Here is a 13155-nt window from a genome sequence, read left to right on the forward strand (position 1 = left end):
CACATTGGCTGAATATATCAAAAGTTAAATCATTGATAAATTTTAGAAAATTAATTTACCCCCTCTGCTGCTCAATACAGTAATTCACCAAACAAATCCGCTCTAATCTCTTCCAGACTCAGATCTGATTTCATTCTATTACAGATGGGATGAACCAGCAGACCATTCTCTAGAACACCTTGCCCACCTACGGCTTTGGCAATCCGATGATCCGATTCAGTAGAATCAAGATAGATCAATCCGTCACAAATGAGGCAAAAGTTATGATTACCCACCAGAAAATTGTGCTTAAGTAAACTTTTAGTTAATGCTGAAAAGGATTTGGGCTTTGAGCGCGGGATTGGACTAATCGACTCCACATATCCCACCACATGCTTCACGACCGTATCATCATAATTCCCCAAAAATCTTTCAACATAAAACTCATTAAAGTTTATGTACTTGAAGGCCTTAGACATGGACAGGATAAATGTATTCAGGCATTCCTCATCATCAAAATCAACCTCCATTTCCAAGCTTAAGCAAATAAAGGCTTTATAGACGATTTGTAGACGATCATAGCCCTTGATACCACTGCCGAACTTGCCGACCGTTTCGGTGGTCGCCACGGGGAAATTGGCGATCAAGAACTCAATACTACGGCGTACCCGGGTGAAGTCCTTGAAACTAATCGTTCGATGATGAATCTGCATGCGACTTTCATGAATTTCAAACACAATTGAAAACCATGCTAGAAAGGAAGTAATCTGAAAACGCTGGTCCTTATAAAAATATAAGAACGGATGTAAGCCCAAACTCGGAACCCCAGTATTTTTTACAGGAGTGGCCATTCGGCAAAGGACCGTAAACAGATGTGACATGATCTTTTCAACGCGTTCACCCTGATTCAGGCTCATGATATTATGAATCTGATCACCCGCGATGATATTCATGAGCTCATTGACCAAGCCAATTTTTTTACCATGACTCATTTCAGTATCTAATAAGATGGTAGAGAAAAGCAGTTGATGGATCTTCTCCCCCAACTCGATCAGCGCATTTAAGCGTGTATATTGAAGCTCTTCTAAATTGGATTTATTGTCATTGATATAACAACAAGCATAGATCGCATAATATGCATCACTTCCCCGACTTCTTAGATGATATTCCTCATATTTATCCAGGCGTTTAGTATCTGAGTTAATCGATTGGAATACGCGTCGTGCATCTTCTGGAGTACCAAGCACTTGCCGGAAACTGATTTTAATATCGTCTAATTTAGATTTTTGTTCTGCAAATTTAGGATCAATACAAATTTTTTGGAAGTCAGCTAGATCCCCTAAATGATTTCGCAGGTCACGAATATCTTCTTTTTGTTGATCGCTAAAATTAGGCGCTTGAGTGGCTTGTTCATCTGCAAAATATCTCTTGACCCACGCATAAATACTCGAAAGGCGATGCGCCCCATCGATAATATAGATGTTGCCGTGTATATCTTTCCAATACAAAATACACAAATTGATATTTTGATCTTCTGTGCAATTCCCAATAAAGTTTGCAATTTCCCGCACACTCCAACATTCAGTAGAACGCTGGTTATCCGCTTTAAATAAACATTTGATGATGGCATGCTTTTCAAAATCAGTCAGTGCAACTTCAAAATTGTCTCGTTGCATTGATGGTGACATTTCTTCTGGCAACATGACTTTACGCTGAATAATATTGGTCAATAGTCGTGTAGAACCCATTTCTTATTTTCTCCAGGCAACACTTTCCTACTTTCGCTCAAGTACGAAATTTGAAAATGTATATAGTTCGATTTGGTTAAAGCTGTGAATTAAATGACCGTCAATATCCAGTCAGCGCTAACAAAAGAGACCTAAGAGAAATGGGGGGATTAGATAATAAAATCTTCATGTTTAGTACCTGTAGTTTAGAATTAACTATCTACAACCATCTTTTCCACGAGATGGAGGTAGACCAAACAGGGGTGGAAATACCGCACTACAGAAGACGGCCAGTCATAGACTGCCCTGCCTGGCCTACCATAATGGCAAACTAAGCATAATAAGCACAAAAAACCGCTAAAGCGGTTTTAATGCTTCTGTAGTAATTTTCAGGTTTCCACGCCCGATTACAGATTTTGCTGTAATGTAATTATCATATGGGTATCTTTTTCTTTGGTCAAACCAAATTAGAATTTTTTATTCATTTTTTAGTGATATTTTAAAATTGAATGCTGGCTTAATTTTTTCAAAATTTTAGCCGAAAAAATCCCTGTATTTTACCTACATACAAGGATGCGTGTTTAGCTCAAAATCTATGCTGCATACTTATAGAAGGATTACCTAAGCTAATTAATTTATCTTCTCCATTTTTTGGGATCTCATTAAAATCTAAAAATAATCATATTGGTGGACTCCCAAGCCTTTGCTTTGTAAAACAGCAGTTTTAAAAAGCAAAGGCTTGGGCTATTTTTCTGAAATATATTTGCTTAGGCTATTTAAAATTAGCTTATAAAATAAAACCAAAAACACAACCCAGTTTTCTATGCTGTATTTAATATTATAAATCTAGCAAAATTAATTTTTTTATTTATAAAAAATAAAAACTAATTTCCCTATTTTACAGAATAAAACAAATCAATTTATAGGGTAAATAATTTATATTAACTCCCTAGTCTATAAAATTTACCTTATATATAATTTTATATTTTATAGATTAAATTTAAAAAATAATATCCGAATAAATTTACAAGAATAATAAAAAAATACATTTAAATTTAATCTTATTTTCTCCTGCGAGTCATACAAAATCTTTTTATTTATTGAGTATTTTTTTTGATAATCTCTCGTCTAGCCTATCCAGGCTATTCTCAAGAAAAAAAATTATCAAAAATCAACCTCACAGAGTGCACACCTCGCTCTTAGTGTCCCTTTTTTTTGACCAAAAAAAAAGAGGAACCTTATAAATAATGAAAAAATAATCATACATGAATTACCTAAAGTTATATACTGCTGTTTTTTATATATTTTTCTAATATAAAAAAACTGTAGCCCCCCTACTTCTCCGGTAAAACATGGCGAATTCAAACATGAGGTGCGACAGTTTCAAAAGCCATATGATAATCAACAAGCTGAGCAAATTTCTCTAATGGTGTAAGCCAATCTAACGCCTTTCTAGGACGAGTATTCAGTGACATGGCAACTTGATTTAAATAATGCTGATCTGCCTGATTTAAATCAATCCCTTTAGGTAAATATTGCCTAATTAAACCATTCATATTTTCGCATGTGCCTTTTTGCCAGGGTGAATGTGGGTCACAGAAATATACATCTATGCCTAAATCTTCTTCGAGTATTTTATGTTCTGACATCTCACGTCCACGGTCATAGGTCAACGTTTTACGCAGTTCTGCAGGTAAATATTTCAGAGCTTCAGTTAAAGCCTTGCGCACTGATTCTGCCTTTGCATCAGGTAATGTTGCCAAGATACAGAGCCGTGTATTTCGTTCAATAAGTGTTGCTATCGAACTTTTATTGTCTTTACCTTTAATTAAATCAGCTTCCCAATGACCCGGTATTTTTCTTTCTTGAACTTCGGCTGGGCGCTCATGAATAGTTTTAATATCCTGTAATATAGAATCTTTTTTAGGTTCACCGTTAGCTTTTCGCTTTTTATTTTCATGACGTAGACAGGATAATAAGTCTTTTTTCAACTCACCCTTGGGTAATGCTCGTATCGTTGAATAAATCGTTGTATGGCTTACATTCATTGTTTGATCCAAATCAGGAAATGTCTTTAAACGCTTTGCTATTTGCTGAGGAGACCATAAACAACGGATCGCTTCAACAATAAATTTCCAGAGGATTGAATCGATTTTGAGTTTTCTGTGACCACGTCTACGTCTAGCAAAAGTGTTATCAGAAGCATATTGAGCTTGATAAACGTCATTGATGCTATTTCTTTTAAGCTCACGATAGATCGTACTAGGATGTCTTTTAATGAGTTCAGCAAATTTTCTGGCTGAAAAGCCTTCTTTTCTTGACTCAAGCATTAATGCAGTACGATCTTCAAAGTTAAGATGATGGTATGACAATTTTATATACTCCATAAACCCTTTAAATTAATTAGGTGGTTTATGTCGCACTTCAAGTTTTACTCTGCCCTCCATTGTTTTCAATTTATCGGATTTCTAAAAACATGAGATATATGTTTCAATAAAAGTTTTTAAGAACTTTATACACCAAATACCAATGCTTCACTTATGATAAAGTGGATTAAAATTGCAGAAAATGGGTAAATCCATAAAAAATGTCAACATCTTCAAATATACAATTGTATTTCAATTTCCGTTGTTTATAGTTGGAACATTTTTTTAAATCTCTACACTCAAGGTTAGATTTATGTCTACTGCTCATAAAAAAGCATCCTTATTGCAAAAAGTCAGTAAAGGACTCACAGTTGGTTCAGTCATTACAGGAAGCACGTTTTTACATGGTCCCCCTGTTTTGGCACTCGGTTTTACCAAGCTGTTTAAAAAATCAAAAAAAGTAGACGAAACCAATATTCAATTGGCCAATAGCTGGATTGGTGTAAACAACCACCTGATTGAAAAGGTGCTGCCAAACCTAAAGTGGGATATGGGTATAGGAAGTTCAACCGCCCTTTTTGGCGAGTCTGGCGGGTAGGAAGCGGCCGCGCAAGCGCCGCTTTGGGCACAGATCGGGCACAGATCGGGGGTTCATGCGTGGGTTTTCGACATCGCGGGGCCACGCAGCGGCTCAGTGCGTAGCCATTTCTCACCGAATCCCGGCACAGGGCCGAGCGCAGCCCTGCGGGGTCGTGGCCGCATCGGATCGGACTCTGGCTTGGCTGCCGGCTGTGTGGCCGGCGCCTCATCACGCGGCGGGCGGCGGGGCGCGCGCTGCGGGCCGGTAGTGCGCTTGCTCCAGCGCGCCGTGTTTCTCGAAGTGGGCGAGGATGGCGCGAATGGCCTTGGGGTCTTCGATGCTGGCGACGATCCGCACCGCGCCGCCGCAGTGGGCGCAGGTGGTGATGTCGATGGAAAAGACCCGCTTGAGCCGTTGCGCCCAGCTCATCGCACGGCGCTTCTGCTCGGGGCTGCGCGGCTCGTCGTGGGCGCTGACGTCCACTGGCGCCGCATCGCCCGCAGGCCGCCTGCCGCGCCCCGAGGGCGTCAGCTGCGCGCGCAGGTTTGCATTCGGGGCGAATACGCCGTGGAAGCGGGTGAGATGCGCGCGTGGCGGCGGGACCAGTGCCGCCAGCTTGGCGATGAAGTCCACCGCATCCCATTCGACATGCGTGGTGCCATTGCGCCACGGCGTCTTGAGCTGGTAACGCACCCTGCCCTGTGGCGAGATCGATAGCCGCTGCTCGCTGATCGCCGGGCGCGTGATGTAGCGGCACAGCTTTTCGAGCTTGTGGCTTTCGTGTGCTTCCGCGGCCACGCCGGCATGCAGCGAGAAGCCGCCGACCTTGCCGGCGTCGCCCTCCAGCGGACCGGCGTCGCCAGGCAGCGTTTGCAGCGTGACGACCTTGCGGCCAGCGTCGCGACCGGTGGCGATGCGGTAGGTCATCGAACTCATCCGCAGCCCATCCATGCCGTCGTCGCTACCCGCGCTGTCGGACAGGAACACGGATTCGTCTTCGCCTTCGAGCCAGCCGCGGCGCGACAGGTGCCGGCACACGCGATGCGCGATGGTGTTGGCCAGTTCCGTCAGTTGCGCCGATGTGGGCGCACGGGTGCGGTGCAGGCGCGGCTTGCGCTGCGGACGCTCGGTGGTGTCCTCGTACACGCCGTCGAGCCACAGCATGTGGAAGTGGATGTTGAGATTCAGCGCGCTGCCGAAGCGCTGGATCAGGGTCACCACGCCGCATTGCGCCGTATCCCGCGGCACGCCGGCCTGATCGGCAAGCCAACCGGCGATCACACGATGCACGATGCCCAGCACCGGGCCGATCGCCTCAGGCTTGCTGGCGAACAGGAAGCGCAACGGGTACGGGAAACTCAGCACCCATTGCCGCACCGGCCGCGGGCCGAACACCTCGTCCACCAGATGCCGCGCCGACTCGGCCATGCGCCGTGCGCCGCAGCTCGGGCACAGCCCGCGCTTCTTGCAGGAATACGCCACCAGCCTCTCGGCACGACAGTGCTCGCAGACCACGCGCAGGAAGCCGTGCTCGAGCACGCCGCAGCGCAGGTAGGTCTCGAACTCCTCGCGCACATACTCGGGCAGCGGGCGGTCTTCGGCCTCAAGACGCGCGATGAAGTCCGGGTAGTGCGCCTGCACTAGCGCGTACAGCAGCGTGCGCTCGGGCAGGTGGCGCGCGTAACGCGCAGCGGCGTGGGCGGCCGGCAGTGGCGCGCACACCTCGGCCTGCCGCCGGGGTGCGGTCAGGCGCGGCACGCAGCGCTCCGTTGCAGGGACGGCTGCTCAGGGTTGCGCCCGCGAGCACGCGTTCATATCGGCGTTTTCTGATCTTCGCGTCAGACATTGCCGCGGGGCGGGTAGGAAGTCTCCCGCCTCGGACGCCAGAACGCACAAAGCCCGGCACGAGGCCGGGCTTTGTGGTCTTGCTTGATGGATCGCGGGGCTTAGAAATCCATGCCGCCCATGCCGCCCATGCCGCCGCCGGCCGGCATCGCCGGCTCGTCCTTCTTCGGGGCCTCGGCCACCATCGCTTCGGTGGTGATCATCAGGCCCGCGATCGACGCGGCGTTCTGCAGCGCGGTGCGGGTGACCTTGGTCGGGTCCAGGATGCCGAACTCGATCATGTCGCCGAACTCGCCGTTGGCGGCGTTGTAGCCGAACGCACCCGAACCTTCGACCACGCGGTTGAGGATGACCGACGGCTCATCGCCGGCATTGGTCACGATCTCGCGCAGCGGGGCTTCCATCGCGCGCAGGGCGATCTGGATGCCGTGGTTCTGGTCTTCGTTCACGCCCTTGATGCCGGCGATCGCCGCCTTGGCACGGATCAGGGCGACGCCGCCGCCCGGGACGATGCCTTCCTCGACGGCCGCACGGGTCGCGTGCAGGGCGTCTTCGACGCGCGCCTTCTTTTCCTTCATCTCGACTTCGGTGGCGGCACCGACCTTGATCACCGCAACGCCGCCGGCCAGCTTGGCCACGCGCTCCTGCAGCTTCTCGCGGTCGTAGTCGGAGGAGGTCTCCTCGATCTGCGCCTTGATCTGCTTGATGCGCGCCTCGATGCCCGCGCCTTCGCCGGCGCCATCGATGATGGTGGTGTTTTCCTTCGACACCTGGATCTTCTTGGCGCGGCCGAGGTCCTTGATGGTGGCCTTCTCCAGCGACAGGCCGACTTCCTCGGAAATCACCACGCCGCCGGTCAGGATCGCCATGTCTTCCAGCATCGCCTTGCGACGGTCGCCGAAGCCCGGGGCCTTCACCGCGCAGACCTTGACGATGCCGCGGATGGTGTTGACCACCAGGGTCGCCAGCGCTTCGCCTTCGACTTCCTCCGCCACGATCAGCAGCGGCTTGCCGGCCTTGGCCACGCCCTCGAGGACGGGCAGCAGGTCGCGCACGTTGGAGATCTTCTTGTCGTACAGCAGGATGAAGGGATCATCCAGGTCGGCCGACATCGACTGCTGGTTGTTGACGAAGTACGGGCTCAGGTAGCCGCGGTCGAACTGCATGCCCTCGACCACGTCGAGTTCGTTGTCCAGGCCGCTGCCTTCCTCGACCGTGATCACGCCTTCCTTGCCGACCTTGTCCATCGCCTGCGCGATCAGGTCGCCGATGTTGGCATCCGAGTTCGCGGAGATCGCGCCGACCTGGGCGATTTCCTTGCTGGTCGACGACGGCTTGGACAGCGACTTCAGTTCGCCGACCGCGGCCTTCACCGCCTGGTCGATGCCGCGCTTCAGGTCCATCGGGTTCATGCCGGCGGCGACCGCCTTCATGCCCTCGCGGATGAACGCCTGCGCCAGCACGGTGGCGGTGGTGGTGCCGTCGCCGGCGTTGTCGGAGGTCTTGGAAGCGACTTCCTTCACCATCTGCGCGCCCATGTTCTCGAACGCGTCAGCCAGTTCGATTTCCTTGGCGACGGAGACGCCGTCCTTGGTGATGGTCGGCGCGCCGTAGCTCTTCTGCAGCACGACGTTGCGGCCCTTCGGGCCGAGGGTCGCCTTCACGGCGTTGGCGAGCACGTTGACGCCGCGCACCATCTTGGAGCGCGCGTCTTCGCCGAAACGAATGTCCTTGACAGCCATTGCGAATTACCTCGAAAAATTATTCGGATGAGAAATGTGTGGGAGCGACGCGCGATCAGCCGAGGATCGCGAACAGGTCGTCTTCCTTCACCACCAGCAGCTCGACGCCGTCCAGCTTCACTTCGGTGCCGCTGTACTTGCCGAACAGCACCTTGTCGCCGACCTTGACCTGCGGCGCGCGGACCTGGCCGTTGTCCAGCACCTTGCCGGTGCCGACGGCGACGACTTCGCCCTTGATCGGCTTCTCGGTGGCCGAATCCGGGATCACGATCCCGCCGGCGGACAGCTTCTCTTCTTCCATGCGCTTGATGACCACGCGGTCGTGCAGCGGCTTGATATTGGACATGGCAACCTCGGTAAATGGTTGATTGACGTGGAAAAACCCGGCGATTTTAGCAGTCGCGCGAAGCGAGTGCCAAACCGCGGACAACAGAACCGGGCGAACCCGGCATGCCACCGAGATGGGGCGGGCCCGCCGACTTTCAAGGGCCGCACGCGGATGTCCGCCAGGCCCGCCGGATCGGGGCAGCCGCTACCCTATGCCGGTGAGCGCCCTGATCTGCTTCTGCACCTGTCCCGACGCCGACAGCGCCGAGCGCATCGCCACCGCGCTGGTGGCCGAGCGCCTGGCCGCCTGCGTCAACCTCCTGCCCGGCCTGCGTTCGGTCTATCGCTGGCAACGCAAGGTCGAGGCCGCGGCCGAGGTCCTGCTGCTGGTCAAGACCAGTGCCGAGGCCTACCCCGCCCTGCAGGAACGCCTGCGCCAACTGCATCCCTACGAACTCCCGGAGCTGCTCGCGGTCGAAGCCGCGTCCGGCCTGCCCGAATACCTGCAATGGCTGGCCGCCGAGAGCCGACCGGTAAACTGAGCCAATGACCGCATCCACGATCCGCCTGCGCCGCTGGCTGGCCGGGCTCGCCCTGCTGCTTGCGCTGCCCGCGACCTCGGCCGTCGCCCAGGACTTCGAACTGCCGCCGGTCGACGAGGTCTTCGTCCTGTCCGCGCAGGCCACCGCGCCGGACCGCATCGAGGTGCGCTGGCGGATCGCCGACGGCTATTACCTGTACCGGCACCGCACCTCGGTCAAGGCCGATGCCGCCTTCACCGGCGCGACCATGGCGCTGCCGAAGGGCAAGGCCTACCGCGACGAATTCTTCGGCGACGTCGAAACCTACCGCAAGGAATTGCTCGGCACCCTCACCGGCACGCCCGCGGCCGGCGCGAGCGCGACCACCCTGACCGTGAAGTACCAGGGCTGCGCCGATGCCGGCGTGTGCTACCCGCCGCAGACCCGCACCCTGAAGGTCGCGTTGCCGGGCGAAGCGGGCGCTGGCGGCTTCGGCTGTAAGGCGCGCGGGCTGCATGATTATGTCGTCAAGAACGGCTCTGCCGATCATCCCAACGCCGAGGTGAAATTCGCACTGGGTGATGTGGTCAACACCATGATCGGCTGCACTAATGGTGAAACGATCATGCTGTGCCACGACACCTCGCTGCCGCGCCCCTATTCTCTCGGCTTTCGGGTGCAAGGCACCGAGGGGCTGTGGATGGACGTCAACAAGTCGATCTATCTGGAGGGCAAGAGCCCACAGCCGCACCGCTGGGAGCCTGCCGAGGGCTGGTTTGCGAAATACGATCACCCGCTATGGAAACGCTACGCCGATCTGGCGGCAGGGGCCGGGCATGGCGGGATGGACTGGTTCGTGATCCACGCTTTTGTCGAGGCGCTGAAGGCCAAGGCCCCGATGCCAATCGACATTTACGACGCGCTGGCCTGGAGCGCGATCACGCCTCTGTCGGAACAATCGATTGCTGAGGGCAATCGCACGTTAGATTTTCCCGACTTCACCCGAGGGCAGTGGCGCACCCGCAAGCCGATCTTTGCGCTGAACGACGCCTATTGATCGACGCGATTTAGGCCAAGCGCACCGCAAAGGCGAAATTGGTAATCTTGTCGGTATCCTTGACGCCCGGCGCGCTTTCGACGCCGCTGGAGGTATCGACCAGCGGCGCTCCGGTGCGCGCAATCGCCTCGGCAACATTCGTCGGATTTAGCCCGCCTGCCAGCCCCCACGGCAAGGCACCGCGATATCCGGCCAGCAGCGACCAGTCGAACGCCAACCCCATGCCGCCGGGCAGCGCGCCTTTGGGGGTCTTGGCGTCGAACAAGATCAAGTCCGCCGCCCCGGCATAGGCTGCGGCGCGTGCGACATCGCTGGCGCTGGCGACGGGCAGCGCCTTCCACACCGGCTTGCCAAACCGCGCGCGCAACTGGGCCACGCGTTCGGGCGATTCCGAACCGTGCAGCTGCAGCGCGTTCAGCTTGGCTGCCACCAGTGCGTCGGCGATGACAGCATCATCCGCATCGACGAACAAACCGACCATGGCGATCTGGCCAGCTGCGCGCGATGTCAAAGCGCCCGCGACATTCGACGTAACCGCACGGGGCGACGCTGGATAGAACACCAACCCGGCATAGTCCGCCCGCGCCGCGATGGTCGCATCGAGCGCCTCGGGTGTGCTGATCCCGCAAATCTTGATTTTCGCGGGCATGCGGTCAGTCGGGGTTCTGGATCAGCCGCACCAGCGTGCAGTCGGGATCGATCAGGTAGCCGATCCTCAGGCCGCTCGCCTCCAGTTGCGGAGCTTTGAAGCGCGGCCAGCCGGTGCTTTTTTCCTCGGCTCCCGCCGCGTTCACCAATGCCACCATGGCATCGAGATCATCCAACCGCAGGCAACAGCCGAACGAGCTCGTAGCTGGGTCGAGGTCAGGATAGGGGAAGAATTCGAGCTGCAAACCGCCGCGCTGCAGGATCATCCAGCCGCGATCCTTCCAACTCGTCGCAAAGCCCAGCTTCGCATAAAACGCCTCTGTCACATCGAAATCGCGCGATGGCAGATTGGGGGTGACGTGGTCAGCCATGGCTCAGCGCAGCTTGTCGGCCATGCGGGCCGTATGAGTGATTGCGGCGCGGCTATCGGGGGCGGAATGGCTCATCACGATCATGCTGGCCTTGGGGAACGCCGCACCAAACGCGCGCGCTGACGCGGCGTAGTGCTCAGTGTCGGCATCACCGAGATTGCCGAGCGACTTGGCCTTGCTGTCCTTGATCAGGCAGCCACCAAAAGCGATGTCGGTGCCGTCGATCCCAACGGTGATATTGTCACTGGTGTGGCCGGGGCCGGGGTAAAATACCTTGAGCGGGCCAAAGTTGGGCGCGGTTGCTGGTTCGACCCAGCCATTGGCGGCGAAAGTCAGGCTGTGTTGCGCCGCAACCATCCCCTCTTGCGGGGCAAGCTGGTTCGACAACGCATTGGCATAAGTCGCAATCCCCGCCGCATGCAGCGCGTCCATACCGCCCATCTTGTCCTGATGCGCGTGAGTCACCACCGCCAGCGCGACCGGCAGGTTGATCTCCTGCTTGATCCAGTTGAGGATCTGGGCGGTCTGGTCATCGGTCCAGGCGGTATCGACCACCAGCACGCGGCCGCCATCCCTGACGATCAAACCGTTGGAAGCGACTGCCCCGAAACCCGGCATGTCGAGATAGGAAGTGTGCTGCCAGACATTCGGTGCGAGCTGGCGGAAAACCAGATCGCCAAACCGTTGGTCGCCAGTTTCCATTTGCTGGCCAATCGTCGGGCGGATTTCACCGGGCATGCACCCGCTCAGCATCAATGCAGCGGCTAATGCGGTGCTCAGCTTCGCGACCGGGTGCATAATATTGGGCAATTCCATCAAGTTTTCCTTTTATTCAGCATTAAAAACCCCGCAAATGCGAGGCCTAGTAAATAGATGATCTTAATTTGGTTCACTGTAGCAAAAATATGGGGCGAATTCAAACATGAGGTGCGACAGTTTCAAAAGCCATATGATAATCAACAAGCTGAGCAAATTTCTCTAATGGTGTAAGCCAATCTAACGCCTTTCTAGGACGAGTATTCAGTGACATGGCAACTTGATTTAAATAATGCTGATCTGCCTGATTTAAATCAATCCCTTTAGGTAAATATTGCCTAATTAAACCATTCATATTTTCGCATGTGCCTTTTTGCCAGGGTGAATGTGGGTCACAGAAATATACATCTATGCCTAAATCTTCTTCGAGTATTTTATGTTCTGACATCTCACGTCCACGGTCATAGGTCAACGTTTTACGCAGTTCTGCAGGTAAATATTTCAGAGCTTCAGTTAAAGCCTTGCGCACTGATTCTGCCTTTGCATCAGGTAATGTTGCCAAGATACAGAGCCGTGTATTTCGTTCAATAAGTGTTGCTATCGAACTTTTATTGTCTTTACCTTTAATTAAATCAGCTTCCCAATGACCCGGTATTTTTCTTTCTTGAACTTCGGCTGGGCGCTCATGAATAGTTTTAATATCCTGTAATATAGAATCTTTTTTAGGTTCACCGTTAGCTTTTCGCTTTTTATTTTCATGACGTAGACAGGATAATAAGTCTTTTTTCAACTCACCCTTGGGTAATGCTCGTATCGTTGAATAAATCGTTGTATGGCTTACATTCATTGTTTGATCCAAATCAGGAAATGTCTTTAAACGCTTTGCTATTTGCTGAGGAGACCATAAACAACGGATCGCTTCAACAATAAATTTCCAGAGGATTGAATCGATTTTGAGTTTTCTGTGACCACGTCTACGTCTAGCGAAGGTGTTATCAGAAGCATATCGAGCTTGATAAACGTCATTGATGCTATTTCTTTTAAGCTCACGATAGATCGTACTAGGATGTCTTTTAATGAGTTCAGCAAATTTTCTGGCTGAAAAGCCTTCTTTTCTTGACTCAAGCATTAATGCAGTACGATCTTCAAAGTTAAGATGATGGTATGACAATTTTATATACTCCATAAACCCTTTAAATTAATTAGGTGGTTTATGTCGCACTTCAAGTTTTACTC

Annotated in this window: 10 protein-coding genes and 3 pseudogenes; 4 read left to right on the forward strand and 9 right to left on the reverse strand. The window is 52.5% G+C overall.

The genetic code is table 11. The annotated features are described in order from the left end of the window. Nucleotides 1-71: 71 nt before the first annotated feature. Together CDG62_RS00845 and CDG62_RS00850 are read right to left on the reverse strand one after the other, a co-directional pair. Nucleotides 72-1727, reverse strand: a complete 1656-nt coding sequence (locus CDG62_RS00845) for an HNH endonuclease signature motif containing protein (RefSeq protein WP_087528524.1) — start codon at nucleotides 1725-1727, stop codon at nucleotides 72-74. 1340 nt (nucleotides 1728-3067) lie between these two features. Beyond that, nucleotides 3068-4036, reverse strand: a complete 969-nt coding sequence (locus CDG62_RS00850) for an IS30 family transposase (protein ID WP_012308653.1) — start codon at nucleotides 4034-4036, stop codon at nucleotides 3068-3070. Nucleotides 4037-4385: 349 nt separating this feature from the next. Here CDG62_RS00850 and CDG62_RS00855 point away from each other — a divergent pair. Then, a pseudogene (locus tag CDG62_RS00855) lies at nucleotides 4386-4631 on the forward strand (hypothetical protein); the annotation flags it as partial. Between the two features lie 249 nt (nucleotides 4632-4880). Here the strand turns inward: CDG62_RS00855 and CDG62_RS00865 are convergent. The 3 genes from CDG62_RS00865 to groES all read right to left on the reverse strand — a co-directional run bounded on the left by CDG62_RS00865 (nucleotide 4881) and on the right by groES (nucleotide 8585). Continuing rightward, nucleotides 4881-6374, reverse strand: coding sequence for an IS91 family transposase (locus CDG62_RS00865; RefSeq protein ID WP_043907034.1), 1494 nt, complete (start codon nucleotides 6372-6374; stop codon nucleotides 4881-4883). Between the two features lie 224 nt (nucleotides 6375-6598). Further along, entirely contained in the window at nucleotides 6599-8239 is a 1641-nt protein-coding gene (groL, locus tag CDG62_RS00870; RefSeq protein ID WP_087528887.1) for a chaperonin GroEL, read from the reverse strand. Nucleotides 8240-8294: 55 nt separating this feature from the next. Beyond that, on the reverse strand, nucleotides 8295-8585 hold the full coding sequence (gene groES, locus CDG62_RS00875) for a co-chaperone GroES (RefSeq protein ID WP_004201172.1): 291 nt from the start codon (nucleotides 8583-8585) through the stop codon (nucleotides 8295-8297). 193 nt (nucleotides 8586-8778) lie between these two features. Here groES and cutA point away from each other — a divergent pair, with 193 nt between their 5' ends. The 3 genes and pseudogenes from cutA to CDG62_RS19510 form a co-directional block, all read left to right on the forward strand. Beyond that, nucleotides 8779-9108: a divalent-cation tolerance protein CutA gene (gene cutA / locus CDG62_RS00880; protein WP_004201171.1), complete on the forward strand. Its 330-nt coding sequence runs from the start codon at nucleotides 8779-8781 to the stop codon at nucleotides 9106-9108. Between the two features lie 4 nt (nucleotides 9109-9112). After that, nucleotides 9113-9487: pseudogene (locus tag CDG62_RS19505) on the forward strand (protein-disulfide reductase DsbD domain-containing protein); the annotation flags it as partial. 90 nt (nucleotides 9488-9577) lie between these two features. After that, nucleotides 9578-10144: pseudogene (locus CDG62_RS19510) on the forward strand (twin-arginine translocation (TAT) pathway signal sequence domain protein); the annotation flags it as partial. Between the two features lie 10 nt (nucleotides 10145-10154). Here the strand turns inward: CDG62_RS19510 and CDG62_RS00890 are convergent. The 4 genes from CDG62_RS00890 to CDG62_RS00905 all read right to left on the reverse strand — a co-directional run bounded on the left by CDG62_RS00890 (nucleotide 10155) and on the right by CDG62_RS00905 (nucleotide 13048). Beyond that, a complete protein-coding gene (locus tag CDG62_RS00890) occupies nucleotides 10155-10793 on the reverse strand; it encodes a phosphoribosylanthranilate isomerase (RefSeq protein ID WP_004201168.1) in 639 nt (212 codons plus the stop codon). Nucleotides 10794-10797: 4 nt separating this feature from the next. Continuing rightward, nucleotides 10798-11163 carry a bleomycin binding protein Ble-MBL gene (gene ble, locus CDG62_RS00895; protein WP_004201167.1) on the reverse strand — a complete coding sequence of 122 codons (366 nt, stop codon included), beginning with the start codon at nucleotides 11161-11163 and terminating at the stop codon, nucleotides 10798-10800. Nucleotides 11164-11166: 3 nt separating this feature from the next. Next, nucleotides 11167-11979 (reverse strand): subclass B1 metallo-beta-lactamase NDM-1, encoded by an 813-nt coding sequence (locus CDG62_RS00900; RefSeq protein WP_004201164.1) that lies wholly within the window; start codon nucleotides 11977-11979, stop codon nucleotides 11167-11169. Between the two features lie 100 nt (nucleotides 11980-12079). Continuing rightward, nucleotides 12080-13048 carry an IS30 family transposase gene (locus CDG62_RS00905; RefSeq protein ID WP_005804963.1) on the reverse strand — a complete coding sequence of 323 codons (969 nt, stop codon included), beginning with the start codon at nucleotides 13046-13048 and terminating at the stop codon, nucleotides 12080-12082. Nucleotides 13049-13155 lie beyond the last annotated feature (107 nt).

The organism is Acinetobacter sp. WCHA55, from assembly GCF_002165305.2.
Classification (GTDB): domain Bacteria; phylum Pseudomonadota; class Gammaproteobacteria; order Pseudomonadales; family Moraxellaceae; genus Acinetobacter.

Excerpts from the sequence above, each read along its gene's own strand:
- CDG62_RS00850 (WP_012308653.1), bottom strand. The coding sequence starts at position 4,036 with ATGCTTGAGTCAAGAAAAGAAGGCTTTTCAGCCAGAAAATTTGCTGAA.
- CDG62_RS00900 (WP_004201164.1), bottom strand. The coding sequence starts at position 11,979 with ATGGAATTGCCCAATATTATGCACCCGGTCGCGAAGCTGAGCACCGCA.
- groL (WP_087528887.1), bottom strand. The coding sequence starts at position 8,239 with ATGGCTGTCAAGGACATTCGTTTCGGCGAAGACGCGCGCTCCAAGATG.
- CDG62_RS00890 (WP_004201168.1), bottom strand. The coding sequence starts at position 10,793 with ATGCCCGCGAAAATCAAGATTTGCGGGATCAGCACACCCGAGGCGCTC.
- cutA (WP_004201171.1), top strand. The coding sequence starts at position 8,779 with ATGCCGGTGAGCGCCCTGATCTGCTTCTGCACCTGTCCCGACGCCGAC.
- groES (WP_004201172.1), bottom strand. The coding sequence starts at position 8,585 with ATGTCCAATATCAAGCCGCTGCACGACCGCGTGGTCATCAAGCGCATG.
- CDG62_RS00905 (WP_005804963.1), bottom strand. The coding sequence starts at position 13,048 with ATGCTTGAGTCAAGAAAAGAAGGCTTTTCAGCCAGAAAATTTGCTGAA.
- ble (WP_004201167.1), bottom strand. The coding sequence starts at position 11,163 with ATGGCTGACCACGTCACCCCCAATCTGCCATCGCGCGATTTCGATGTG.
- CDG62_RS00845 (WP_087528524.1), bottom strand. The coding sequence starts at position 1,727 with ATGGGTTCTACACGACTATTGACCAATATTATTCAGCGTAAAGTCATG.